Below are 22,865 nucleotides of genomic sequence, written 5' to 3'. Positions count from 1 at the left end.
TTTGCAATGCGATGCTTTGGACGAGATGCCCGACAGGATGCTGTCTGGCTAACCGTAACCGCTTAACTTTTGCTTTAGAATCTTGTCAACGGTTTATCCCGGCCCACAACATCGGCATTCACAGTCCACTCCGCAACGGCAATCACCTATGGCTATCGGATATCTCGCCCTGGTTCTCCATGCCCACCTGCCCTACGTCCGACACCCTGAAAGTGACTATGTGCTAGAGGAAGAGTGGCTCTATGAGGCCATCATCGAGACCTATGTGCCGCTGCTCACCATGTTTGATGGGCTGAAGCGGGACGGGGTGGATTTTAAGCTCACCATGAGTATGACGCCGCCCCTGGTGTCGATGCTGCGGGATCCCCTCTTGCAAGAGCGCTTTGATGCCCATCTGGCCCAGCTCGAAGAACTGGCGGAACTGGAAGTCGAGCGCCATGCCCACAACGGCCACCTGCGCTATTTGGCGGAAACCTACGCCCAAGAGTTCAACCACGTTCGCAACACTTGGGAGAACTACAGCGGCGATCTCGTCACCGCCTTCAAGCAGTACCAAGATTCCAACAACCTAGAAATCATCACCTGCGGAGCCACCCACGGCTATCTGCCCCTGATGAAGATGTACCCCGAAGCGGTGTGGGCGCAAATTCAGGTGGCGGCGGAACACTACGAAGAAAACTTTGGCCGCGCCCCCAACGGCATTTGGCTACCGGAATGCGCCTACTATGAAGGCCTAGAGCGCCTGGTGGCCGATGCCGGAATGCGTTACTTCCTCACCGATGGCCACGGCATTCTCTACGCCCGCCCTCGCCCCCGCTTTGGCAGCTATGCGCCGATCTTCACCGAAACCGGGGTGGCGGCTTTCGGACGGGATCACGAATCCTCCCAGCAGGTGTGGTCGTCCCAGGTGGGCTACCCCGGCGCACCGGAGTACCGCGAGTTCTACCGCGACCTAGGCTGGGATGCCGAGTACGAATACATCAAGCCCTACATCATGCCCAACGGCCAGCGCAAAAATGTGGGCATCAAGTACCACAAAATTACGGGCAAGGGGCTGGGCCTTTCCGACAAAGCCTTATACGACCCCTACTGGGCCAAGGAAAAAGCTGCCGAACACGCCGCTAACTTCATGTACAACCGGGAGCAGCAGATTAGCCACCTCCACGGCCTGATGCAGCGCCCGCCGATTATCGTGTCGCCCTACGATGCCGAACTGTTTGGCCACTGGTGGTACGAAGGCCCCTGGTTCCTGGATTACCTGTTCCGCAAGAGCTGGTTCGACCAAAACACCTACGAAATGACCCACCTGGCCGACTACCTCAAGGCCAACCCCACCCAGCAGGTCTGTCGTCCGTCCCAATCGAGCTGGGGCTTCAAGGGTTTCCACGAATACTGGCTGAACGAAACCAACGCCTGGATCTATCCCCACCTGCACAAAGCTGCCGAGCGCATGATTGACCTGGCCAAGCGCGAACCCGAAGACGAACTAGAATGGCGTGCCCTCAACCAGGCGGCGCGGGAACTGCTGCTGGCGCAATCCTCCGACTGGGCCTTCATCATGCGGACGGGGACGATGGTGCCCTACGCCGTGCGCCGCACCCGCACCCACCTGATGCGCTTCCAAAAGCTGTGGGACGACATCCTGCGCGGCAAGATTGACTCCGGCTGGCTGGAGAAAATGGAAGCCATCGACAACATCTTCCCCAACATCAACTACCGGGTCTATCGGCCTCTGTAGGAAGTCGATCACGAGAAGACCGAGGACAAAAATACCCCTAAGCTGAGCAAAAAAGCCGCCGCCAATCGCAGGCTAGTCAGGGGAGACTGGGGCACCCCAAACCAGCCGTAGCGGTCGATCAGCAGCCCCGTAAACACTTTGGCGGTGAACACCGTGCTTGTCATCGTCTGCACGCCCAGAATGGGCACCAAAAATACGGATCCTGCAATATAGAGGACGTTCAGAATTCCCGGCATGAGGTACAGGGGCTGCCAGGATTTGAGCAGGCCCGACCCCGTGGGGGGCACAAACGCCGCCGACAACAGCGGTAACAGGACTACCCCTGGCCCCAGGAAAAACAGCGTGGCCGTAAACACCCCCGCTGCCTGCCCTAGGGCCGCATTGAGCGAGTTGGCACCACTCAGCAAACCACCCACCACCAGCACGCCTCCCATCGCCAAGGGATTGGGCCGTTTAGATCCGGTAGCCCCCAGTCCTAGGACATCTGTGGTTGGGGATTCGGCCCGCTGACGGGAGCCACTGAGGAGCACCACCCCCACCAGCAGAGCCACCAGAGCCACCAGCCGCCCTGGATTGATGGGAATGGTGCGCAACCCCGCAAAGCCGATATGGTCGAGCCACAGACTGATCGACATCTGGCCACTAAAGAGACAGGCGGTGGTGATGGTTGTCCCCACGGCGGCAGTTGCCTGAATAATCACCAAAATCAGCAGACCATTGACCAAGCCTGGGATCGCCAGGTAAGGCTGCTTGGAAAAGAGCGTTACCAGCCCGGCGGGGGAAAGCGCCTCATCAAACAGCAACATCAGCAGCCAAGCCAGCCCCGATCCCAAACTCAGAAAGAGAAACGTGGCCCGGATAAACCCAATCTCTCGCCCAATAAAACTATTGATGGCTCCCGAAAAGCTACTGCCTGCCCCCAACAAAGCCGCCAGCCCCAACAGCACCACAGAAATCATTCAGTCGTCCTTCCATTTGGGTTTCGTATACATTTGTATCCTGTATACCATTCAACGACATCCCTCAAATTTGGGTGCTTTCCATGGGTGTTTTGCCCCTCCATACCTTGACCGCCAGTGAATTAGCCCCCCTCCTGCACGCTGGGGAGGTGTCGGCCCAAGCCCTGGCCCAAGCCTGCCTAGATCGCATCGTCCAGCGCGAACCTGTTGTCGATGCCTGGGAGTATTTGGATCCAGAATACGTTCGTCACCAAAGTCGGCTTTGCGATCAGCGCCGTGGCGAGGGTCATCCCCTCGGCCCGCTGCACGGTATTCCCGTGGCGGTGAAAGATATTTTTGCCACGACGGATATGCCCACGGGCTGGGGCACCCCAATCTACGCTGGACAGCGCCTCCCCTACGATGCAGCGGTGGTCGAGCGGTTACGCGCCGCTGGGGCGGTCATTCTCGGCAAAACCGTTACCACCGAGTATGCCCACGCCAGCGCAGGCAAAACCCGCAACCCCTACCACCCCGGTCACACCCCAGGGGGCAGCTCCAGCGGGTCGGCGGCAGCCGTGGCTGATCGCATGGTGCCTCTGGCCCTGGGTAGCCAGACAGCAGGATCGATTTTGCGTCCAGCGGCCTACTGCGGCATTTTGGGGTTTAAGCCCAGCTTTGGGCTGATTTCTCGCCACGGCACCCTGCCCGTCAGTCGCGATCTAGACCATGTCGGCGTGTTCGGGCGATCCCTGGAGGATATCACGCTACTCTGCCGTGTTCTGATTGGCCCCGACGGACGCGACCCAGACAGCCTCGGCGCACCGGGTTTAGACTTGTCCTGGAATGCCGCCCCGCTGCCCCACTTCGCCTTTGTACCCACTCCGTTTTGGCACGAGGTGGAACCCCAGGCTCAGACCGCCCTCGCCCAAAGTCTAGAATCCTGGGCCGCAGCGGGGGCCAGTGTGACTGAAATCTCCCTGCCTAATATCTTCAACGATTACCTCGATACCCTGGACGTGCTGCTGGCCTGCGGCATGGCAGCTCACCACGGCGCAGACTACGACCGCCATCGCGATGCCCTGTCCCCCACCCTGCGCCAAACCATCGAGCGAGGCCGCGCCTACAGCGGGTTGGCCTATGCCACCGCCCGACAGGCCGTAGTCAACTACAGCGTTGCCCTTGCACCGCTGTTTGACCGCTATGATGCCCTGATTACGCCAGTGACCACGGGTATAGCTCCGGCAGGCTTAGACAATACTGGTTCCTTTAAGTTCTGCGCCCTCTGGTCAATCTGTGGCGTGCCCGCGCTCAGCCTGCCGCTGGGGCGAGGAGAACAGGGACTACCGCTGGGGCTTCAGCTCGTGGGCCAACGTGGCCAAGATGGACGGCTACTCCGGGTTGCTGAGTGGGCCATCGCCCAGCTAGGGGATGACTGGTTGCCACCCCTGCCCGATCAATTATCAGCGGGAGATCGCTAGACGGGGAAAGAACTTATGCGGATGGCGAGACTCGAACTCGCACAGCGTGAGCCACACGCCCCTCAAGCGTGCGTGTCTACCAATTCCACCACATCCGCAGGTTGGACTAAGCGACTTTACCCAGGCCCATGAGGGAATTTAGCCCGGAACATCAGCTCAGCTATATCAGAATAAACCATAATGGCGGCAATGTTAGCCCCCTCGGATCGGAAATTTTCTGTCCCTTACCCCGTGATAGGATCAGCAACCGTCGTATGATTCTGGTTGAGAGACTATCGCCCTATAGAATGCGCTTTTCTAAAATTTTGATTGCTAACCGGGGAGAAATCGCGCTCCGCATTCTCCGCACCTGTGAAGAAATGGGCATCGCCACGGTGGCCGTGCATTCCACGGTGGATCGCCACGCCCTGCACGTCCAACTGGCGGATGAGGCCGTGTGCATCGGCGAAGCGCCCAGCCAAAAGAGCTACCTGAACATTCCCAACATCATCGCCGCCGCCCTCACCCGCAACGCCAGCGCCATCCATCCCGGTTATGGCTTTTTGGCGGAAAATGCCCGCTTTGCGGAAATCTGCGCCGATCACCAAATCGTCTTTGTGGGGCCATCCCCAGAGGCCATCCGCAAGATGGGCGATAAGTCTACGGCCAAGGAAACCATGCAGCGGGTTGGTGTGCCCACCGTTCCCGGCAGCGATGGCCTGCTGATGGACGAAACCGAGGCCTACCGCATTGCTGCCGAAATTGGCTATCCCGTCATCATCAAAGCCACGGCGGGGGGCGGGGGGCGGGGGATGCGCCTGGTGCAAACCGAAGCCGACATGAGCAAAGCCTTCATGGCCGCCCAGGGCGAGGCCCAAGCCGCCTTTGGCAATCCGGGCGTGTACCTGGAAAAATTTGTGGAGCGGCCCCGCCACATCGAGTTTCAAATTTTGGCCGACAGCTACGGCAACGTCGTCCACCTGGGCGAGCGGGATTGCTCCATCCAGCGGCGGCACCAAAAGCTCCTCGAAGAAGCCCCCAGCCCCATCCTGACTGCGGATCAGCGGCAGAAAATGGGCGATGCCGCCGTTTTAGCCGCCAAAGCCATCAACTACGTGGGCGCGGGCACCGTAGAATTTCTGGTGGACGGCCACGGCAACTTCTACTTCATGGAGATGAACACCCGCATCCAGGTAGAGCACCCCGTCACCGAGATGATCACCGGAATCGACCTGATTGCCGCCCAACTGCGCGTGGCCCAGGGCGACAAACTGCCCTTCACCCAGGAACAAATCCAGTTCCGGGGCCACGCCATCGAATGCCGCATCAACGCCGAAGACCCCGACCACAACTTCCGCCCCAACCCAGGCCGCATCAACGGCTACCTGGCACCGGGCGGCATGGGGGTACGGATGGATTCCCACGTCTACACCGACTACGAAATCCCGCCCTACTACGATTCCCTGATCGGCAAGCTGATTGTGTGGGGGCCAGATCGTCCCACCGCCATCCGCCGGATGAAACGCGCCCTGCGGGAATGCGCCATCACTGGACTGCCGACGACGATTCCCTTCCACCAAAAGGTGTTAGAGAATCCCAATTTCCTCAGCGGCGATGTGTACACCAACTTTGTGGCGCAAATGATGGCAGGAAGTTGACCTTGATGGCCGAGGGAGAGGTTGACGAGCGGGTTCCAAGGTAGTTTGTCCCCTGAACCTATCGCTGGCCGATGGGACGTTACTCGGTGGAGCTATCCCATCGGCCCTAGCGGTCAGCATCCATTATGGAGCCGTTTTAGGTGAAACCTTGATGGCTAATTGTCGTAGACGCGGCATTCGTCGGCGTCTGGGTTGTTGTCGCAGTAGGTTTCGAGGGAGGTTTTGTCGGTGCCTTGCTCGCGCTGGTGGGAGGCTTCGGCCTGAAGTTCTTCCACGGCATCCCAGGCGGCGGCGCAGTCTTGGGCATTTCCGGTGTCGCAGGCGGCCCGAGCGCTTTCAATTTCGCTTTGGATGCGGGTTTGGAGATTATCGCTCATGATATTCCTTGTTGCTATGGATGATTTTGGGAAAGACAAAATTCCTTCCTGAGGACAGGACGAGATCGCCCTAGACTAGCGCGATCCTTTGAGGTCAAACCCTAAAATCCAGTATAGTTTACCTCTGGAATCGGCTAATTTCGGTGATCTACCCTACCCTGGGAGGCCATCCGCCCTGGCGATTCCTATCCCCTCAGGAGACCTCTACACCTTACAACCCTGCACAACGCCACTGGCGAAGGAGACAACGAACCATGACAGGTGCTTCCCAGACCATGCAGTGGGCCAATGCCCTGTCCCAGCGGGCGTCCCTAGAGGCGGCAGTGCAGGAAGTGGTGGATACCCTCAAGCCCCACTTTGACACACCGCCAGATTTGGCCCTGGTGTTTATTTCCTCCGCCTTTACCAGCGAATTTCCGCGTCTGTTGCCCCTGCTGCAAGAACAGTGGCCCCTGCCTGTGGTGGTGGGCTGTAGCGGCGGCGGCGTGGTGGGGATGGCTAGTGCTGAAGCCGCTGTGGAGGTGGAATCGGCCCCGGCCCTGAGTTTGACGGTGGCCCGGTTGCCGGGGGTGACGGTGCAGCCCTTTCATCGGTCTGGGGATGATCTGCCTGATTTAGACAGCCCGCCCGCTACGTGGACAGACTTTATTGGCGTTGATCCGGCCACGAATCCGCAATTTATTCTGCTGGCGGATCCCTTCTCCTCTGGCATTAACGATCTGCTTCAGGGGCTCGATTTCGCCTATCCCCAGGCGGTGAAGGTGGGCGGGTTGGCCAGTGTGGATGGCTTCAACCGCCAGAGCGGCCTGTTCTGCAATCACACCCTTCATACCGAGGGGGTGGTGGGGGTGGCCCTGTCTGGCCCCATTGTGCTGGAGGCGATTGTGGCCCAGGGGTGTCGGCCCATTGGCCCTGCGTACCAAGTGGGAGAAACGGAGCGCAACATTATCCTCAGCCTCAACGATCCAGAGCACGACCACGATGAACGTCCGCCCCTGGAGGTACTGCAAGGGCTGATCCAAACCCTCAGCGAGGCGGATCGCAAACTGGCGCAGAATTCCCTATTTGTGGGCATTGCCCAGGACGAGTTTAAGCTCACCCTCAGCCCAGGGGATTTTCTCATTCGCACCCTGCTGGGCGTGGATCCGAAAACGGGGGCCATTGCCGTGGGAGATCGGGTGCGCCCCGGCCAGCGAATTCAGTTTCACCTGCGCGATGCCCGTACTTCCGCCGAAGACCTCGATCACTGGCTGGGCAACTACCGCCGCCAGCAACCCACCGCCCCCGCCGGAGCTCTGATGTTTTCCTGCATGGGCCGAGGGGAAGGGCTCTACCAATCCGCCAACTTTGACTCTGACCTGTTTCAGCAATACCTTGGCCCGGTGCCCCTAGGCGGCTTTTTCTGCGGTGGCGAAATTGGCCCCGTGGGCAACACCACCTTTTTGCATGGGTTCACCTCGGTCTTTGGTATTTGCCGCCAGCCCTAGCCGAAACCGTCGCCCTTTCCGCCTTGGCCTCCACCAGACAACCCTGACATCTGGTCATCCCGTCCCCGTGGCAAAATGGGGAAACCTACTCGATTGTTAATTTCTGCCGTTCATCCCTGGATTGCCGCAATGTCTAGCCCCGACGTTTCCTTGCCCAGTCCCCAACCGACCCAAGCGACCCGGCCTAACCTAGGACTGCTGACAATGCTGCGCCTGGGGGTGTTCAACATGGGCTTGGGCATTATGTCCCTGCTCACCCTGGGGGTGCTGAACCGGGTGATGATTGAGGAACTGCGGGTTCCGGCCCTGATTGCGGCGGGCACCATTGCGGTACATCAGTTCATGGCTCCGGCGCGGGTGTGGTTTGGCCAAATGTCCGATGCTCGGCCCCTGCTGGGCTACCACCGCAGCGGCTATATTTGGCTGGGGATTCTCTCGGTGGCAGTGATTTCCTTTTTGGCCCTGCAAGTGGTGTGGCAAATTGGAAGCCGCACCCTAGAAAGCGGCTGGGGGCCAGCGGTATACCCCTGGGTGGGGCTGCTAGGAGTCCTCTTTGCCGCCTATGGCTTGGCCCTCAGTGCTACGTCAACCCCCTTCACCGCCCTACTGGTGGATGTGTCCGATGAGGACAGTCGCTCCCGCCTGGTGAGCATCGGCTGGGCCATGCTGATGGTGGGCATCATTACCGGGGTAATCATCACCTCCATCGTGCTCAAACCCATCGAGCTAAACGCCCCCTTCGAGCAGGTGCGGAGTGCGGTGAATCGGCTGTTTGTCATTGCTCCGGCGGTGGTTTGTGCCCTGTCTATCTTCAGCACCTACGGCATCGAGCGCAAATACTCGCGCCTGCGGGATCGGTCGTCCCTCCAGGATCGTGAAGACGGCCTCACCCTGGGCAAAGCCTTGCGGATTCTCACCGCTAGTCGCCAAACGGGGTTGTTTTTCAGCTTTTTGCTGGTGCTCAGCCTCAGCCTGTTTATGCAAGACGCCATCCTCGAACCCTACGGTGGCGAAGTCTTTGGTATGACCATCGCCGAAACCACCCAGCTCAATGCCGCCTTTGGCATGGGCACGCTGTTGGGGATTATCTTCACGGGCTGGCTGGTGGTGCCCCGCATCGGCAAGCAGCGCACGGTGAAGCTGGGCTGTAGCTGGGCAGCCCTGTGCCTGGTGGGCCTGATTTTGTCGGGGCTGACGGCCTCGCCCCAGGTGTTGCTGTCGGCGGTGTTTTTGTTTGGCACAGCGTCCGGCGTCCTCACCCTAGGGGCCATCGTGCTGATGCTGGATCTCACCGTGGCGGAAACGGCGGGTACCTTCATCGGCGCGTGGGGGTTGGCCCAGGCCATCGCCAGGGGCAGCGCCACGGTGCTGGGGGGCGGCTTGCTGGATCTGGGTCGGCTGATTTTCGGCGGCGGACAAGGGACGGCTGCGGTAGGCGAACCCAATGCCCTGCTGGCCTACGGCCTCGTGTTCGGCCTCCAGGCCGTGGGGATGATCGTGGCCATTGGGCTGCTGAGTCGGGTGGATATTCTGGAGTTTCAATCCAACGCCAAAGCCGCCATCACCGCTGCCTTGGAAAGTGATATGGATTAGCCCAAACCGTCCTTGCAGCAAGAGTCGCCCTCACCCCCAGCCCCTCTCCCAGGGAGGAGAGGGGGGCCGGAAATGGCTTCTTTCAAAGTCCCTCTCCCAGCTTGGGAGAGGGATTTAGGGTGAGGGCAACTCCGGGCTAGGCAGGATTTCACTCCTCAAATCGCTCCCACAATCAACATTCTCAACAGGTTTTCCATGGACATGTTTTGGCAGACGGTGCTGGATTTTGCCCAAACCACCACCCAGCGCGTGGGGCAAACATTGCTAGAGGACTTTGGCCACGCCCAGGCCGACCTCAAGGCCGATGGTAGCTTGGTGACGGCTTCCGACCGCTGGGCCGACGAAGCCCTTCGCACCGCCATCCTCAAAACCTTCCCTGACCACGGCGTCCTCAGCGAAGAAACCGAGCATATTTTCCCCAACACCGACTGGTGCTGGATTATCGACCCCATCGACGGCACCACCAACTTTGCGCGGGGTATTCCCATCTGGGGCATTTCCCTGGCGCTGCTCTACCGAGGGGTGCCCGTCTTTGGCTATGTAGCGATGCCGCCCCTGGGGCAAGCGTTCCATGGTTATTGGCCCGGTGAAAGCGGACTAACTATGCCCAGCGGTGCATTTTTTAACGGTCGGCCCATGCAGCCCAGCCCAGCGGAACCTGGCCCCCAGGAATTCTTTAGCCTCTGCGCCCGCAGTACCTCGGTGATGAGCCAGCCCTTCCCCTGCAAAATTCGGATGCTGGGATCGGCCACCTATAACCTGCTGCTGGTGGGGGCAGGTTGGGCCATCGGGGCTGTGGAAGCGACACCCAAAATTTGGGACATCGCCGCTGTGTGGGCCATTGTGCAAGCCGCCGGAGCCACCTGGGTGGCCCTCGATGGCGCGGCACTCTTCCCTCTCACCGTGGGCCAAGACTATAGCCGCCAGCCCTATCCAACGCTGGTGACGGCTCAGCGGAATTGGGTAGAGACCTTCGTGCCCCTGGTTGGCCAGGTGGGGCAGCGCCCTTGAGGCTACCCCATGCCTAGCGAAACTTAATCACCCGCCTAAACGCAGAGCTGACAACGCGGGGTTCATCGTTCATCATTTGTACCGTAAAGGTGCGTTCCTCCCGCTGAGTGGTGCCATCGGGGTAAAAGTAGGTGTTTTCGCCCAAGAGCGCTATCTGATCATCGCTTTGCTCAAGGACGCGCAGATTTTCGACGGTTACTCGGTCAAACTGCCGAAAGAAGCCCGGATCGAACTGCTGAGCTAAGGCCGGACTAAACTGAGCCTGAGCGTTCTCCCAGTCGCCGCTACTGATGTAAACGTACAGGTTGGCAACCGTGGCCTGGGCGGAGGCCACATCTAGGGGCGGGGCCGGGGTAGAACCCGCTACCTCCGACCGCGTTGGGCGACCCTCCGAGACAACTTCAGGAGGGGTGGTCTCTGAAGCCGTTGCTGGGGGCGTGGGCGGAACGGGCGCAGGGGTGCTGGTGTCTGTGGGAGCGGGCGGAGCAGGATTCGACGGTCTCTCTGCCGGGGAGCGGGGGGGCACGGGAGGAGAAGGATCGTCTGGGGTAGGGCGATTAGCTGCCGGAGCCCCTCCATCGATCTCTGGGTTGGAGGGCATCATCACCGCTCGCCAGCCGACCGCCCCTAGCCCTCCGCCCAAGGCCGCTAATACCATCAGGGCGAGGATGGGCACCCAGGTTGGCCTGGGGGATGCTGCGGATCGAGGCGTTGCCGCATGGGTGAGGGGAACAGCGGCGGTGGGAAAATCTGGGCGATGGGGAGCCACAGCCACCGTTGGAACCATCGCGGCTGGATTCATCGCGGCTGGATCTAGCGTCGTCGGGTCTATTGCCGTGGCCTGTCCTGGGGCCACAGGGCTGGGCGACGAGCGATGGGCACCCACAGGGATAGCCTCGGTGGGAATCTGGGCACTGAGAGCTGGAGGCAACTGGCGCAGAGCGGCTAGGGCCTCCATGCCATGGCGATAGCGAGATCGAAAGTCGTATCGCACAAGACGGTCTAGGAAATCTAATAGCGCTGGGGAACGCTGGGGCGCATAGCCGCGCCAGTCAAGTTCGCCGCTTTGGGGATGGGGATGCAGGTCGGTGGGGGCATAGCCCGTGAGCGCTTGAATGCCCAGGATGCCCACCGCATAGAGGTCGCTGCTAAACTGAGGCCGTCCGGCCAGTTGCTCGCTGGGCATATAGCCCTGGGTGCCGATGGAAATGGTGTGGCTGAGGCCAGAGCGCTGGCTGTGCAGTTGGGTGCTGACCTGCTTCACGGCCCCAAAGTCGATCAGCACAATGCGGTGATCCTCGCGGCGGCGGATGAGGTTCGAGGGCTTCAGATCGCGGTGGATCACCCCTTTAGCGTGGACAAAGGCCAGCACGCCCAACAAATCGCCCAAAAAGGCTACCACCTGGGCCTCCGTCCAGGGTTGCCCGACCAGTTCCTCGGTCAGCGCATGGCCTTGGATCAGTTCTTGGGCCAGGTAAAACTCTTGATTTTCTTCAAAGTGGGCCAAAAGCGCCGGAATTTGAGGATGGGACCCCAACTGGTAGAGAACCTGGGCTTCGGTGTCAAACAGTCGCCGCGCCACTTGCAGTTCTTCCACACTGGAGACCTGGGGCTTGAGCTGCTTGACCACACAGAAGGGATGCCCCGGCATATGGAGATCCTGGGCCTTGAAGGTGCGCCCAAAGCCGCCCTGCGCTAAAGGCTGAACGATTTGGTAGCGCCCCCCAAGGGGATTAGATTCTCGCGGTAAGGGGGGAGAAGGGGTCATGGCTCAGCCCGCAGATCAACAACAGATCACAAAGTATAAAGGCCCTACCTTGCCCTGGGGGCGAATCCCTCCCAACCAAGGCGACCACGATCTCGGTGTTACCCTTGGCCCCTCTACCACACTACGGTTTCGCCCTGGCCCCAAAAGCCGTCATATTTGGTGACTTTGACATCCCCTAACACCTGGGTTTGGCAGGCGAGGCGAAGGTTGCGGTCGGCCTGGTGGGGCGGCAAGGAGCGGCGGGTTTTGTCCTTCCAGTTGGGGGCCGAAACCTCGCCTTCAATCTGCACCGCACAGGTGCCACAGGTGCCCAGGCTGCGGCAGTTAATCACCGTAGACTGGCCGTTGTAAAGGTCTACACCGTGGGCCAGCAGCACCTTTCGCAGGTTGGCTCCAGCTTCGCATTCAAAGGTTTTGCCCTGGGCAGATACCGTTGGCATGGTTCCGTCTTCCTATGGAATCGCGTTTTGTCCCTATGACCTACCTTAAGCCATGATGATTGACCTTAGGCCGTGGGGAAGGCGCTATTCCAGCGCCGTTGAGGCCGGAGCAGCAGTGGCGAGGTAAGCCTGGTGGCCCCGCCGGGGTTGCCACACAACCGCCCCATCCCGTTCCGTACACCACACTTGAACACCCATCGCCTGAAGGGCCGCTTCAACGGTGTCCTCTAGGCGGCGGCTGGAGGCAATGGCCACCTGGGGATGAATGGCCGCAATTAACTCCGGCAAAAGCGGTTGACCATCCCACCACAGCACATCACTGGCTAGGGGGGTAGTGGACTGAAGCAAGGATCGCTGAAGGGATTGATTCAGGTGAGTCAGCAAAATCCAGGTTTCTGGCTGGGTCGTCCTTGGGCGCACCCCAGCGCCAAACAGGGTCATCTTGAGAGCCGTCGCCTCGTCGGTCAGGGATTCAACGCGGTGTGGCCCCAGGCTCAGCGGCTGGTGTGGCCCCAGTTTGGTAGCGGTGGGTAAATCCTGGGAAAAGGTGCTGAGGCGGTGGGTGTGGTAGAGGTGCTGGATGGGAGCCTGGGCCCTTAGGGTTTGCCAGTTTTCGGCGTCACTGCTCTGTCCGGCGATGGCGTGGGCGAGGCGATTGATGCCCGCCTGCCGCAGAAATGGCCCCACGGTGTAGAAGGCGGTCGATTGGGTGCCACTGTTGATCAGCAGCGTAGACTGGCGATCTTGCACCACCATCACGGCATCGTTGCCCGCCGCCAAAACCGTGGCCTGGGTGAGGGTGGCCCCCCGATACCACAGTGGCCCCAGAGCCAGCAGCAGTACCGCTAACGCCACTAGCCAGCGCCGCCGCCGTCCCAGGGCTGTCCATCCCCCCAGGCCATAGAGGCCGTACAACCCCAGCATTTGCCAGAGGGCGATGTGGCCCATGGCCAACGTGCTTCCCGGCAGGCTGATCTGCCAGTTCACTAGGGCCATCAAGACCGTGGTGGGCAACCACAGCAGCGCGGCCAAAGCCGCCCCCAGGGCAGGAATGACCAGGGACACCACCCCACTCACCATGCCCCCCAGGCTAATCACCGTCACGAGGGGCGTAGCCACCATGTTAAGCAGCACGCTATAGGTGGTGAGGGTATTGAAGTAGTAGAGCGAGAGGGGAATCGTCCAAAAGTAGGCGGCGAGGGGCACCGCCAGCACCGTGGCGAAGGTGGGCGGCAACCAGCGGAGGTGATCCATCAGCGGCGGCACACTCACCATCAGTCCCAGGGTGGCCATCACGCTGAGGCGAAACCCCACGTCGTCAATCCAGGTGGGATTCCACACCAGCAGCAGTGTCACCGCCACCAGCAAACAGCCCAGGGGTTGGGTGCGGCGTTCTAGGGCCAGCCCCACCAGCACCCCTATCCCCATCAATGCCGCCCGCATCACGCTGGGTTGGGCTCCCGTCATCAGCACATAGCCCGCCAGCACAGCGGTGCCAATCCCCAGTTGGGCCACACCGGGCTGGGAGATCCGCCCCTGAAGGGCAGGCCATCGCAAAATCCCCATCACCAGCCCCAACAGCAGCGACACATGGAACCCAGAGGCCGCCAGGGTATGGGCCAACCCCGCCTGGATGAAGGCATCTTGGATGGGATAGGGCACCTGCACCGCCCGTCGGCCCAACGCCATGGCGCTAACCAGAGCCCCCTGCTCTGGCCCCAACCCTTGGGCCTGAGCCTGCACAATGCGCTGCCGCAGCCGCCACAGCCCCCAGCCGCCCTCGCCCTGAATGACGACGGACTGGCCATTCAGTCCCGCATACACCCCTCGGCTAGCCAAATGTTGCTGAAAGTCAAAGGCGTTAGGATTTTTGGCCTGCGAGGGCGCATACAGTTGGCCCCGAATTTGAAGCTGCTGGCCAGGGTGAAGGTCTGCCGTAGCCGCCCAGGGCACCGTCACATACAGCTTGCCCTCCACAGGAAGGAGTTCTCCTAGGGGCTGGCCTGCCTGGTCTAAGCGCCTAGTTTGCTGAACCTGCAACCAAAGCTGTCCCTTGCCGCTGCGGCTCTCACGAGGCATTTCTTGCAGCCGTCCCCACACCTCCTGCTGGGTTCCGGTGGGGGCCTCCTGTTGCAGCACGCGGCTAATGTCGAGGATGGATGGCGCAGGATATTGCCAGCCATAGTTGAGGGCGGCCACCAGTCCTAGCCCGCCCAACCCAAGCCACACCTCAGCCCTCGGCCCCAGCGGCCAACGGCGGGGCAAAATCAACGCCGCCAGCCCCCCCAGCCCCAGCAGAATCAAGCCCGTTAGGCCCGCCCCTACCCAACACCCGAGGCCACCATGGCGTACCCACAAACTCACCACAAACAACCCAGCCACGTACGCACCGCACCCCAGCCGTCCTGCAACCATGCCCATTCGTCTTCCTGCACCATAACTAGGCTTAGAAAGCCCGTTCCGACGCAGGCGTCACCAGGGGGCCAGTCTTTTGGCGGAGAGGAGGATCGGCCCTAGGATGGGCTGTTGTACTAAGTCCTATGTACTAAATCCGATGTGCTAAATCCGAATAAGGGACACCCTATATAAAACGCCCTATCCTAGGCTAGAGAATCGGGAGACGGACTCTCCCGATGAAGGCGCTTTTTGGCCAAATCTCGTAGAACAATGGCCCAGTCGGGGCGCATTTGCTCAATGATCAGCATCGCTGGTGTATTCTGACTGACCCAGGGGTTGTTCATTTTTAGTCCCTCCAAGTCCATCGCATAACCGAGGCGGTGTAGAGACTCAAGCCGCTGCTGCTGCCGGATTTGATTGGGGTGCAGTTCCGGCAAGATATTTTTAAGATCAGAGATCATCGGACGAGCAGGAATATGCTTTTGTTGATATTCCGCCAGGGCATCGGCCAGCCCTGGAGACCGCAGCCGAATTTCGGAATGATCTCGGGCTGAAAGGCGAACATTTTTCAGTCGATTAAAAAAGTCAGCTTCGTAATTTGATAGGCGCATAGTGGTTCCCCTCCATGTTCATCCTAGTCTGGGCAGGGTGGCTTTCGTTGCGATTATGTGAGGATTGTGATGATTCCATCGGCCCGCTGGATCTGGATATAATCCCCCTCCACCCTAGCCACCCACCCACCCGGAAAAGGGTCGGTTTGAGAGCGGTTTGGGGCCGTCACCAGGGTCACTAATTTCTCCACCTGATCAAAGGTGATTGGGGCCGTCAGGGTGTGCTGAAGGGCGCGTCGCAACACCCGCCGCTGAAGGGCGAGGGGTGCATCCCGCAGGGGAGAACGCTGAATCCGCCAAGCATAGGTCTCTGGAGGCACCACGCCTAGCAACGGCAGGGGCAGGGCCGATAGCTGCGGATCCGGATCCGTCAGATCCAAGGAATCCGCATCCAGTGGCGGCTGTGTATTCGACGGATTCGGTAACTGCGCATCCAGCAACAGTTTATCCGACGGCTGCGTATTCGACGGATTCGGTACCTGCGCGTCCAGTGACGGTTTATCCGACGGTTGCGCCGCCCAGGGTTTCACCACCGCCCGATAGAGGTCGTCGGTCATCTGATCTAACAGCGCCACCTCCGCCGTGAGGATTTCGGCGGTTTGGGCCAGGGTGTGCTCCACCCTGGGGTGAATGTGGGCTTTTAGGTAGGGAAACACCTCCAGCCGCAGCCGATTGCGGGTATAGGAGAGGTCGGCATTGGTGCTGTCTACCCAAAGCGGTAGCCCCCTCCGACGGCAGAAGGTTCCCGTGGTTTGGCGACTGAAGGCCAGCAACGGACGCACCACGGTGAGCTTCGCATCGGCAGGACTATCCCCCAAGGGACGCTTCCAGGCGAGGGCTTGCAAACCGTCGGTGCCGCTGCCGCGCAGGAGGTTGTAGAGCAGGGTTTCGGCCCGGTCGGTGGCGGTGTGGCCCGTGGCGATGTGGGTGGCCCCCAGGGATTGGGCCATGGCCCCCAGACGGTTGTAGCGCCAAGCACGGGCCTCGGCTTCGCTGGTGGGGGGTGGATCGGCCTGCACCACCTGGCACGGAACGCCCCAGGCTTGGCACAGGTCGGCCACAAAGGCGGCATTCTCAGCGGCGTCGGGTCGCCAGCCGTGGTTGCCGTGCATGGCCCACAGCCGCCACTGCCACTTGGGCTGTAAGTCTAGGAGCAGCCGCAGCAGCGCGATGGAGTCTTGCCCCCCCGACACGGCCACCACCACCCCAGCGCCCTGGGGCAACAGCGCCCGCTGCCGCAGTTCTCGGTGCAGGCGGGCGTGGAGATCGCTCCAGGGCGGGCGTTCCATAACGGGCATTCCCCCGAACTCGCGCCTAGCCGCCGTAGTTCCATCCGGTGCTTTCCAGCAGCAGCGGTTCACCATCGCGGTGCAGCCCTGCCCCCACCACTTCGCCCACAAAAACGGTGTGGTCGCCATGCTCGACGCTGCCCACCACCCGGCATTCCACATAGCCGAGGGTGTCTTGGATGATGGGGCACCCGGTTTCGGGGCCGGGGTAGAACTCAATGTCTTCAAACTTGTTGCCCACCCGGCGCAGGGGCTTGAAGAAGTTTTGGGCCAAGTCCTTTTGGCCAGCCTCCAAAACGCTGAGGGCAAACACCCCGCTAGCCTTCACCATGGCGTGGGAGGTGGAGTCGTTTTTGACGCAGTTCACCACCAGGGGCGGGGTAAAGGAGGCTTGCATCACCCAACTGGCGGTAAAGCCGTTCACCTCGTCGCCATCTTTGACCCCACAAATGTAGAGCCCGTGGGGAATTTTCCGCAGCAGCGTCTTTTTAGCCTGTTCATCTAGCACGGTGTACCTACTCCATACGTTTCAACACAGCTTTAGGAGGGCTTCAATGCGGCTCCAGAGGGACTTGGGGACGGCTCTAGGACAGTTTCAACCTCCCCTCTCCCACCTGCCGCGATGCAGGCCATCTCTATGGCCAGTGTAGTACAGCCTGGGAGCGGCCCTAAACTCAGCCGATCAAGGCCTCAACGCGCTAGGAACGGAGGATCCGATGGCAAAGCCGCCCTACCCTTGGGCCACCCTTAATTCGGGGTAAATCCCGATAATTCTATGAAGTTAATGTCTAGACCTAGTGGAAACACTAGACAAATACATGAAAAAACTACGAATTAATGGTAAAAACACTAGTAACGTTTCCTGAATTCTCGCTAGCCTGCCTCCATAGGGCGAGCGATGGCTCGGCACTGTCACGTCCTTGCAGTGACGTCGCTACCTCCGATTGGCCGTCACGTCTGATTTCGCCCATTCTGCGATCTTTGCCATGAGCCCCTGGGATTCCCTTGATTCTTGGTCTGATTACTCCAACCGCCCCCCGGCCAAGCTAGAGGAGGTCATTTATCAGCATCTTCAGCACTGGCGACAGCAGGAATCCTCCCGTGAGTTGCTGGCGCGGTTTCGCCATTTGTTGTTGCAGGGCGACAGCTACCCCGACACAACGGTGGCCAAAGCCCTGTTTAGCCTTGCAAAGGATCCCAACGCCGAGCGGGAATTTAAGTACGTCCTCAATCGCTGTTGCTATACCTTGATTAACTTTTGGTACAGTCAGCCCCGCGAGCAGTGGGCCATTCCTGAACTGATTGGGTTGTTTGATGGCCAGTTTCCCCCTGCCACCGACCCGGCGGTGCGGCGAGTTCGGGCCTTGGTCAACGGCTTTGTCACCAGCGATCAGTATGCTGCCCTAGAACGGTTGCGCTGCATTTTGAGCGACTCTAGGGCAGAGGCAGAGGCGCGGCTGGAGGAGCAACCCCTAGGCAACCGTCTCTCCCACTATCCCTTTTTGTACGATGGCAGCCTGCTGACCAAGGACAGCGACCAAGAGCAGGCGCAAAATGTGGGTCATCTGCGGCGCAAAGCCGAAACCACCTTGGCCATTCGCCTTGCCCGCTACCACGGTGGCCTCCAAACCCGCCAAGAGAGTTTGTCCCTCCCCAATCCTACCCTCCTCGCCCCCGCCGACTTTCAGCAGGCCATGGGCCACTACACGGGCAAGGTAGACGGCCACCGCAGTCAGAAGGACTTGGCCCGCTGGTTTTCCACCTACAGCAAAACCGCCCGATCCTTCGACCGTTTCAAGGATGAGTTTGTGGATTACCTGATGGGGCCAATCGCCGCCGTTGAGCCCAAGTATGGCCACAACCACTTTACCCGCACCCTGCGCCAACACCTGCAAGACATTCTGCCCCAGTTTGACAACCAGCCCCTGAACGACTTCATTTTGGTCGAAACCTGCCGCCAAGTGCTCAACTTTCTGGTGGTTGACAATCCTCGGCGGCCCGTGTTCCGGCGCTATTGCCACCTGATCGAAGACATCGGCTATCCCCTCACTATGGGGCTGCTGCTGCGAATTGTTCTATTCTGCTCTAAGGCTAAGCCCTGGCTAGAGCGGCGCTTTTCCATCCTGTTTAACCTGCATGAACGGCGGTTGTGCGGAGAGGTGCCCTGGCTTGTCACCAGCTTAGAGCACGCCAATCTTGCCCTAATCGCCAATTTTGCAGAGGTGGGCTACCAGTTTTAGTCTGTGGTCTAAGATCAAGACCGCAGGGGCCGAAATCGCAAACCCACGGGAAAGGAACATGGTGAAAAACACCCGGAGGACACCCAGAGGATGGGCTAGGCGGATGGGACTGGCTTGGGGTGGTGGTCTAGCCCTCTGGAGCACAGGAATGATGATCAGCGGGCCGAGTTGGGGGTATTCTCCCAACCGCCCCCTGCCCCTAGCCCCAGACGCGCAGGCAGTGACAGCCGTAGACATCGATCCCTGGCCCCTGCTGCCCCTGGGGGAAGCGGCGGATCATCTACCGCCGAGGATCGCGCCGATCCAGGCCACCCATGTGGTGCTGCGGATCTCAGAGCGGCGGGTATATCTATACGACGGAGACTGGGCCTGGGCCAGCTATCCGGTGGCGGTGGGTCGGCAGGGCTGGGCCACCCCCACCGGGCAGTTTGTGGTGCAGCGAAAACAGGCGGATCCCACCTGGCGGCACCCCTTTACGGGGGAACTGGTGCCCCCCGGCCCAGAGAACCCCCTCGGTCGCCACTGGGTAGGCTTTTGGAGCGATGGCAACAACGTCATTGGCTTCCACGGTACGCCCCAGGAGGATCTGATCGGGCAGGCGGTGTCCCACGGCTGTGTGCGGATGCGTAATGCCGATATTGCCGAATTTTTCGACCGTGTGCAGGTGGGTACGCCCGTCCTTGTAGAGCCCTAACCCCTAGTCAGAACCCGCCACCAGGAGTTCCTGGCGGTAGTCGATGTAGGTCGAATCGGGCATCAGGGTGCCTAGGAGGTTGGCTCCAGTGAGGTCGGTGCCCGTTAGGTCGGCCCGCCGCAGATCGGCCCCCTGCAAATTGGCATGGCAAAGGGTGGCTCCGCGCAGGTTGGCCCGTTTGAGGTTGGCTCCGCGTAAATCGCAGCCGCTGAGGGAGGCTTCCATCAGGTTAGCCTCGCTAAAATTGGCCCCGGTGAGGCAGGCCCCCGACAGCATGGCGTGGTGCAGGCTAGCTGCCGAGCAGTCTACCCGGACGAGGTCGGCCCCAATCAGGTTGATCCGGTTTAAATTGGCCCGATGCAGCCTAGTTTGGTCAAATACTGCCCCCGGCAGAAAAGCCCGCGACAGATTGACCCCTTGCAGATTGCATTCCACCAGTTCCAGGAAGGGAAACCGGACATCCTTTAGGGACAGATGGGTCAGATCCTGACGCTCAAATCGGATTTGGCCCTGGTTGTAGCGCTGGGTGAGATCGGTTAAGGACAATCGATGGAACCGCAACATAGGCATGGAACAGTAATAATAAAGCTATGGTCGCCATCCCCCCGCCCTGGGGCCTCAAAGCCTGCTTAGGGGTACCGTAGGATAGCGATGACGTCCCTCAGTAGATGCTGCGCCTGAAGATGCTGCTCTGGCCGTGCCTGGATGCGAAATATCAGGATTGATTCCAGCCAGGGTGCGGAGGTAGCGAGGTACTCTACTTTCACTATAGGGGCTACTCAAATCCGCAATTCAACGGTTGCGAAAAGTTCATAAAACCAAAACATAAGGTTCTCAGGGAGTGTTATCGCTGGGAGCGTTGAGAATTGCGTCCACTGGTGCTGGGAGGATATCACGGCGATGATTCAGCCTGGGGGAAGCAGGCTACACTGGCGAGGGTAAACGGGTTGCTGGGGATATGGGGCCATGGTTGGGATACCGATGCCGGGGGTCGATTTAATCAAAATCTTTGAGGGATCTCGCCTCGAAGCCTATCCTGACCCTAAAACCGGGGGCGAGCCTATCACCATTGGCTGGGGTTCTACCCGAGACCGCCAGGGCCGCCCCTTTAAGTTAGGCGACCGCATCACCCAGCAAGAGGCCGATGCCCTGCTGATGGATCAAATTATTCGCTCCTACCTGCCGCCCCAATCGCGCATTCCCGCCTGGGATCGCATGAACGACAACCAGCGGGGGGCCATTCTCAGCTTTGCCTATAACCTGGGTGCCCATTTCTATGGAGCCAACGGCTTTGAAACCCTGTCGCGGGTGCTGCGAAACCAGGAGTGGAACAATATCGAAGCTGCCCTGATTTTGTACCGCAATCCGGGCAGTCGGGTGGAGGAGGGGCTGCTGCGACGGCGGCTGTCGGAGGCCAATGTCTTCCTGGCCGGGACGCCGGGGGTATCGCTCAGTGCGGCAGGTCAGCGCTACCTAGCCGGAGGGCGCACCGCCGACCCCAACTCCCATCTCAGCCGCGAAGCCCAGGCCTACCTGGCCAACCGTCCCCGCATCACCAGTGGAGCGACTCCAAGCAGCCCGCTACCTGCTGCCCCCGGGTCTCGCCTTCTGCGTCTGGCTACGCCCCCCCTACAAGGGCCAGATGTGCAGCAGGTGCAGACGGCCCTGGGGCGATGGGGCTTTAACCTGGTGCCCGATGGCGTCTTTGGCCCCGCCACCCAACGGGCCGTAGAGCAGTTTCAGCGCAACCAGGGTTTGACCGCCGATGGCGTGGTTGGCTCTCAAACCTGGGCCGCCTTGCAGCGCCAGCCCACAGCGCCATCAGTACCGCCCCCCAGCCCCCCACCGATAGCCCCGCCTCCCAGCCCCCCTAGCCGCCGCACCCTGCGCCTAACTCAGCCCTTCACCACCGGGCCAAATGTGCGCGAGTTGCAGCAGGCCCTGGCTCGGTCGGGGGTGGCCTTGGCGGTGGATGGCGTCTTTGGCCCCGGCACCGAGCGGGCGGTCAGGCTGTTTCAGTCCAGCCGAGGGCTTGCCCCCGACGGCGTGGTTGGCCCCCGCACCTGGGCCATGCTCCAGGGAGCAGCCACGCCCCCACCTCCCACCAGCGGCGGGCGCACCCTACGGCTCACCCATCCCTTCACCACCGGGCCAGACGTTCGGGCCTTACAGCAGGCGCTCACCCGGTCTGGATTTGCAGTGGCCGCTGACGGCATTTTTGGCCCCGGCACCGAACGGGCGGTGCGGCAATTTCAAACCAGCCGCCGCCTGGTGGCCGATGGCATTGTGGGGGCACAAACCCGTGCTCGTCTTGGGTTATAGCCCGCCCCTCAGCAACATTAGAAGAGAAGGTCTTCCTGGAGAGCCGGATCTAGCGAAGTAGACTGCATGGGCCGGGTAGACTTAATCTAGGCCGGGGCTCCCTTACAGGCTGGGAGAGCCGAGGCTTTGTTCGGACTTACTCTCTCTGGTGGCAAACGATGAAAGTATTGGTGATTGATGTCGGTGGCAGCAACGTCAAAATCTTGGCCACGGGGCAGGATCAATCTCGAAAATTTCCATCGGGCACCAGCCTCACCCCCGAATTGATGGTGGCGGGAGTGAAGGAACTAGCGGCGGACTGGCCCTACGATGTCATCACCCTGGGGTATCCCGGTGTGGTGCGCCATGGGGCCATTATCCAGGAGCCGCGTAACCTGGCACCGGGCTGGGTGGGGTTTGACTTTGAAGCCGCCTTTAGCAAACCTGTGCGGCTGTTGAACGATGCCGCCATGCAAGCCCTGGGCGGCTATGAGGGCGGCACCATGTTGTTTTTGGGCCTGGGCACTGGCCTTGGCTCTGCTTTGGTGGTTGAAAATGTCGTGCTGCCCCTAGAACTCGCCCACCTCCCCTACAAGAAAGGCACCTACGAAGACTACCTGGGCAAACGGGGGCTGGCCCGCCTCGGCAAAAAGAAATGGCGGCGGCAGGTCGAAATTTGTGTGGGCTACTTTATCGCCGCCCTGCAATTAGATGATGTGGTACTGGGTGGTGGTCAAGTTAAGGAACTGAAGCAACTCCCTTCCGGCTGTCGGGCAGGGCAAAATAGCAACGCCTTCCTGGGGGGCTTTCGGCTCTGGCAAGCTGACCAATCAGCGTTTCACCTAGCCTCCTAACCCTTGGGT

At 60.4% G+C, this 22,865-nt stretch carries 19 protein-coding genes and 1 tRNA gene; 10 read left to right on the top strand and 10 right to left on the bottom strand.

Features of this window, described 5'->3' with window-relative positions; translation table 11 throughout:
• The first annotated feature begins 148 nt into the window (after nucleotides 1–148).
• Nucleotides 149–1,738 (top strand): glycoside hydrolase family 57 protein, encoded by a 1,590-nt coding sequence (locus GFS31_RS07130; RefSeq protein WP_198807510.1) that lies wholly within the window; start codon nucleotides 149–151, stop codon nucleotides 1,736–1,738.
• An 8-nt stretch (nucleotides 1,739–1,746) separates the two neighbouring features.
• On the opposite strand, the gene GFS31_RS07125 is transcribed toward GFS31_RS07130, so the two are convergent.
• Nucleotides 1,747–2,697 carry a DMT family transporter gene (locus GFS31_RS07125; protein WP_198807509.1) on the bottom strand — a complete coding sequence of 317 codons (951 nt, stop codon included), beginning with the start codon at nucleotides 2,695–2,697 and terminating at the stop codon, nucleotides 1,747–1,749.
• Between the two features lie 83 nt (nucleotides 2,698–2,780).
• Between GFS31_RS07125 and GFS31_RS07120 the strand changes: the two genes are divergently transcribed.
• On the top strand, nucleotides 2,781–4,157 hold the full coding sequence (locus GFS31_RS07120) for an amidase (protein WP_198807508.1): 1,377 nt from the start codon (nucleotides 2,781–2,783) through the stop codon (nucleotides 4,155–4,157).
• Between the two features lie 16 nt (nucleotides 4,158–4,173).
• Here GFS31_RS07120 and GFS31_RS07115 read toward each other — a convergent pair.
• Nucleotides 4,174–4,255 (bottom strand) — tRNA-Leu (locus tag GFS31_RS07115).
• 189 nt (nucleotides 4,256–4,444) lie between these two features.
• Here GFS31_RS07115 and accC point away from each other — a divergent pair.
• A complete protein-coding gene (gene accC, locus GFS31_RS07110) occupies nucleotides 4,445–5,794 on the top strand; it encodes an acetyl-CoA carboxylase biotin carboxylase subunit (RefSeq protein ID WP_198807507.1) in 1,350 nt (449 codons plus the stop codon).
• Between the two features lie 155 nt (nucleotides 5,795–5,949).
• On the opposite strand, the gene GFS31_RS07105 is transcribed toward accC, so the two are convergent.
• The gene (locus GFS31_RS07105) at nucleotides 5,950–6,171 is read right to left on the bottom strand and encodes a Calvin cycle protein CP12 (RefSeq protein ID WP_198807506.1); all 222 of its coding nucleotides are present in this window, start codon (nucleotides 6,169–6,171) and stop codon (nucleotides 5,950–5,952) included.
• 254 nt (nucleotides 6,172–6,425) lie between these two features.
• Here GFS31_RS07105 and GFS31_RS07100 point away from each other — a divergent pair, with 254 nt between their 5' ends.
• The 3 genes from GFS31_RS07100 (at nucleotide 6,426) to GFS31_RS07090 (ending at nucleotide 10,262) form a co-directional block, all read left to right on the top strand.
• Nucleotides 6,426–7,658, top strand: a complete 1,233-nt coding sequence (locus tag GFS31_RS07100) for an FIST N-terminal domain-containing protein (RefSeq protein ID WP_225907604.1) — start codon at nucleotides 6,426–6,428, stop codon at nucleotides 7,656–7,658.
• 129 nt (nucleotides 7,659–7,787) lie between these two features.
• Nucleotides 7,788–9,251: a BCD family MFS transporter gene (locus tag GFS31_RS07095; protein WP_198807505.1), complete on the top strand. Its 1,464-nt coding sequence runs from the start codon at nucleotides 7,788–7,790 to the stop codon at nucleotides 9,249–9,251.
• A gap of 195 nt (nucleotides 9,252–9,446) precedes the next feature.
• Entirely contained in the window at nucleotides 9,447–10,262 is an 816-nt protein-coding gene (locus tag GFS31_RS07090; protein WP_198807504.1) for an inositol monophosphatase family protein, read from the top strand.
• 13 nt (nucleotides 10,263–10,275) lie between these two features.
• Here GFS31_RS07090 and GFS31_RS07085 read toward each other — a convergent pair whose 3' ends face one another.
• The 6 genes from GFS31_RS07085 to GFS31_RS07060 all read right to left on the bottom strand — a co-directional run bounded on the left by GFS31_RS07085 (nucleotide 10,276) and on the right by GFS31_RS07060 (nucleotide 17,275).
• Nucleotides 10,276–12,030 carry a serine/threonine-protein kinase gene (locus GFS31_RS07085; protein ID WP_198807503.1) on the bottom strand — a complete coding sequence of 585 codons (1,755 nt, stop codon included), beginning with the start codon at nucleotides 12,028–12,030 and terminating at the stop codon, nucleotides 10,276–10,278.
• Between the two features lie 113 nt (nucleotides 12,031–12,143).
• Complete coding sequence (locus tag GFS31_RS07080) at nucleotides 12,144–12,470, bottom strand: 2Fe-2S iron-sulfur cluster-binding protein (RefSeq protein WP_198807502.1); 327 nt, start codon at nucleotides 12,468–12,470, stop codon at nucleotides 12,144–12,146.
• An 84-nt stretch (nucleotides 12,471–12,554) separates the two neighbouring features.
• The gene (locus GFS31_RS07075; RefSeq protein ID WP_198807501.1) at nucleotides 12,555–14,891 is read right to left on the bottom strand and encodes a ComEC/Rec2 family competence protein; all 2,337 of its coding nucleotides are present in this window, start codon (nucleotides 14,889–14,891) and stop codon (nucleotides 12,555–12,557) included.
• 179 nt (nucleotides 14,892–15,070) lie between these two features.
• On the bottom strand, nucleotides 15,071–15,478 hold the full coding sequence (locus GFS31_RS07070) for a hypothetical protein (RefSeq protein ID WP_198807500.1): 408 nt from the start codon (nucleotides 15,476–15,478) through the stop codon (nucleotides 15,071–15,073).
• Nucleotides 15,479–15,531: 53 nt separating this feature from the next.
• Entirely contained in the window at nucleotides 15,532–16,767 is a 1,236-nt protein-coding gene (tilS, locus tag GFS31_RS20955; RefSeq protein WP_225907603.1) for a tRNA lysidine(34) synthetase TilS, read from the bottom strand.
• Nucleotides 16,768–16,792: 25 nt separating this feature from the next.
• Nucleotides 16,793–17,275 carry a flavin reductase family protein gene (locus GFS31_RS07060; RefSeq protein WP_198807499.1) on the bottom strand — a complete coding sequence of 161 codons (483 nt, stop codon included), beginning with the start codon at nucleotides 17,273–17,275 and terminating at the stop codon, nucleotides 16,793–16,795.
• A 478-nt stretch (nucleotides 17,276–17,753) separates the two neighbouring features.
• Between GFS31_RS07060 and GFS31_RS07055 the strand changes: the two genes are divergently transcribed.
• Complete coding sequence (locus GFS31_RS07055; protein WP_225907602.1) at nucleotides 17,754–19,007, top strand: hypothetical protein; 1,254 nt, start codon at nucleotides 17,754–17,756, stop codon at nucleotides 19,005–19,007.
• A gap of 148 nt (nucleotides 19,008–19,155) precedes the next feature.
• Complete coding sequence (locus GFS31_RS07050) at nucleotides 19,156–19,701, top strand: L,D-transpeptidase (RefSeq protein WP_198807498.1); 546 nt, start codon at nucleotides 19,156–19,158, stop codon at nucleotides 19,699–19,701.
• A 3-nt stretch (nucleotides 19,702–19,704) separates the two neighbouring features.
• On the opposite strand, the gene GFS31_RS07045 is transcribed toward GFS31_RS07050, so the two are convergent.
• A complete protein-coding gene (locus tag GFS31_RS07045) occupies nucleotides 19,705–20,271 on the bottom strand; it encodes a pentapeptide repeat-containing protein (RefSeq protein ID WP_198807497.1) in 567 nt (188 codons plus the stop codon).
• Nucleotides 20,272–20,667: 396 nt separating this feature from the next.
• On the opposite strand from GFS31_RS07045, the gene GFS31_RS20950 reads away from it, so the two are divergent.
• Nucleotides 20,668–22,023: a peptidoglycan-binding protein gene (locus tag GFS31_RS20950; protein ID WP_225907601.1), complete on the top strand. Its 1,356-nt coding sequence runs from the start codon at nucleotides 20,668–20,670 to the stop codon at nucleotides 22,021–22,023.
• Nucleotides 22,024–22,181: 158 nt separating this feature from the next.
• Nucleotides 22,182–22,856, top strand: coding sequence for an ROK family protein (locus GFS31_RS07025; RefSeq protein ID WP_198807496.1), 675 nt, complete (start codon nucleotides 22,182–22,184; stop codon nucleotides 22,854–22,856).
• Nucleotides 22,857–22,865: the final 9 nt, after the last annotated feature.

The sequence above is a fragment of the Leptolyngbya sp. BL0902 genome, from assembly GCF_016403105.1.
Lineage (GTDB): Bacteria > Cyanobacteriota > Cyanobacteriia > Phormidesmidales > Phormidesmidaceae > Nodosilinea.
Note: the sequence above shows the minus strand (reverse complement) of the source record. Positions and strands in the feature narration are given on the sequence as shown.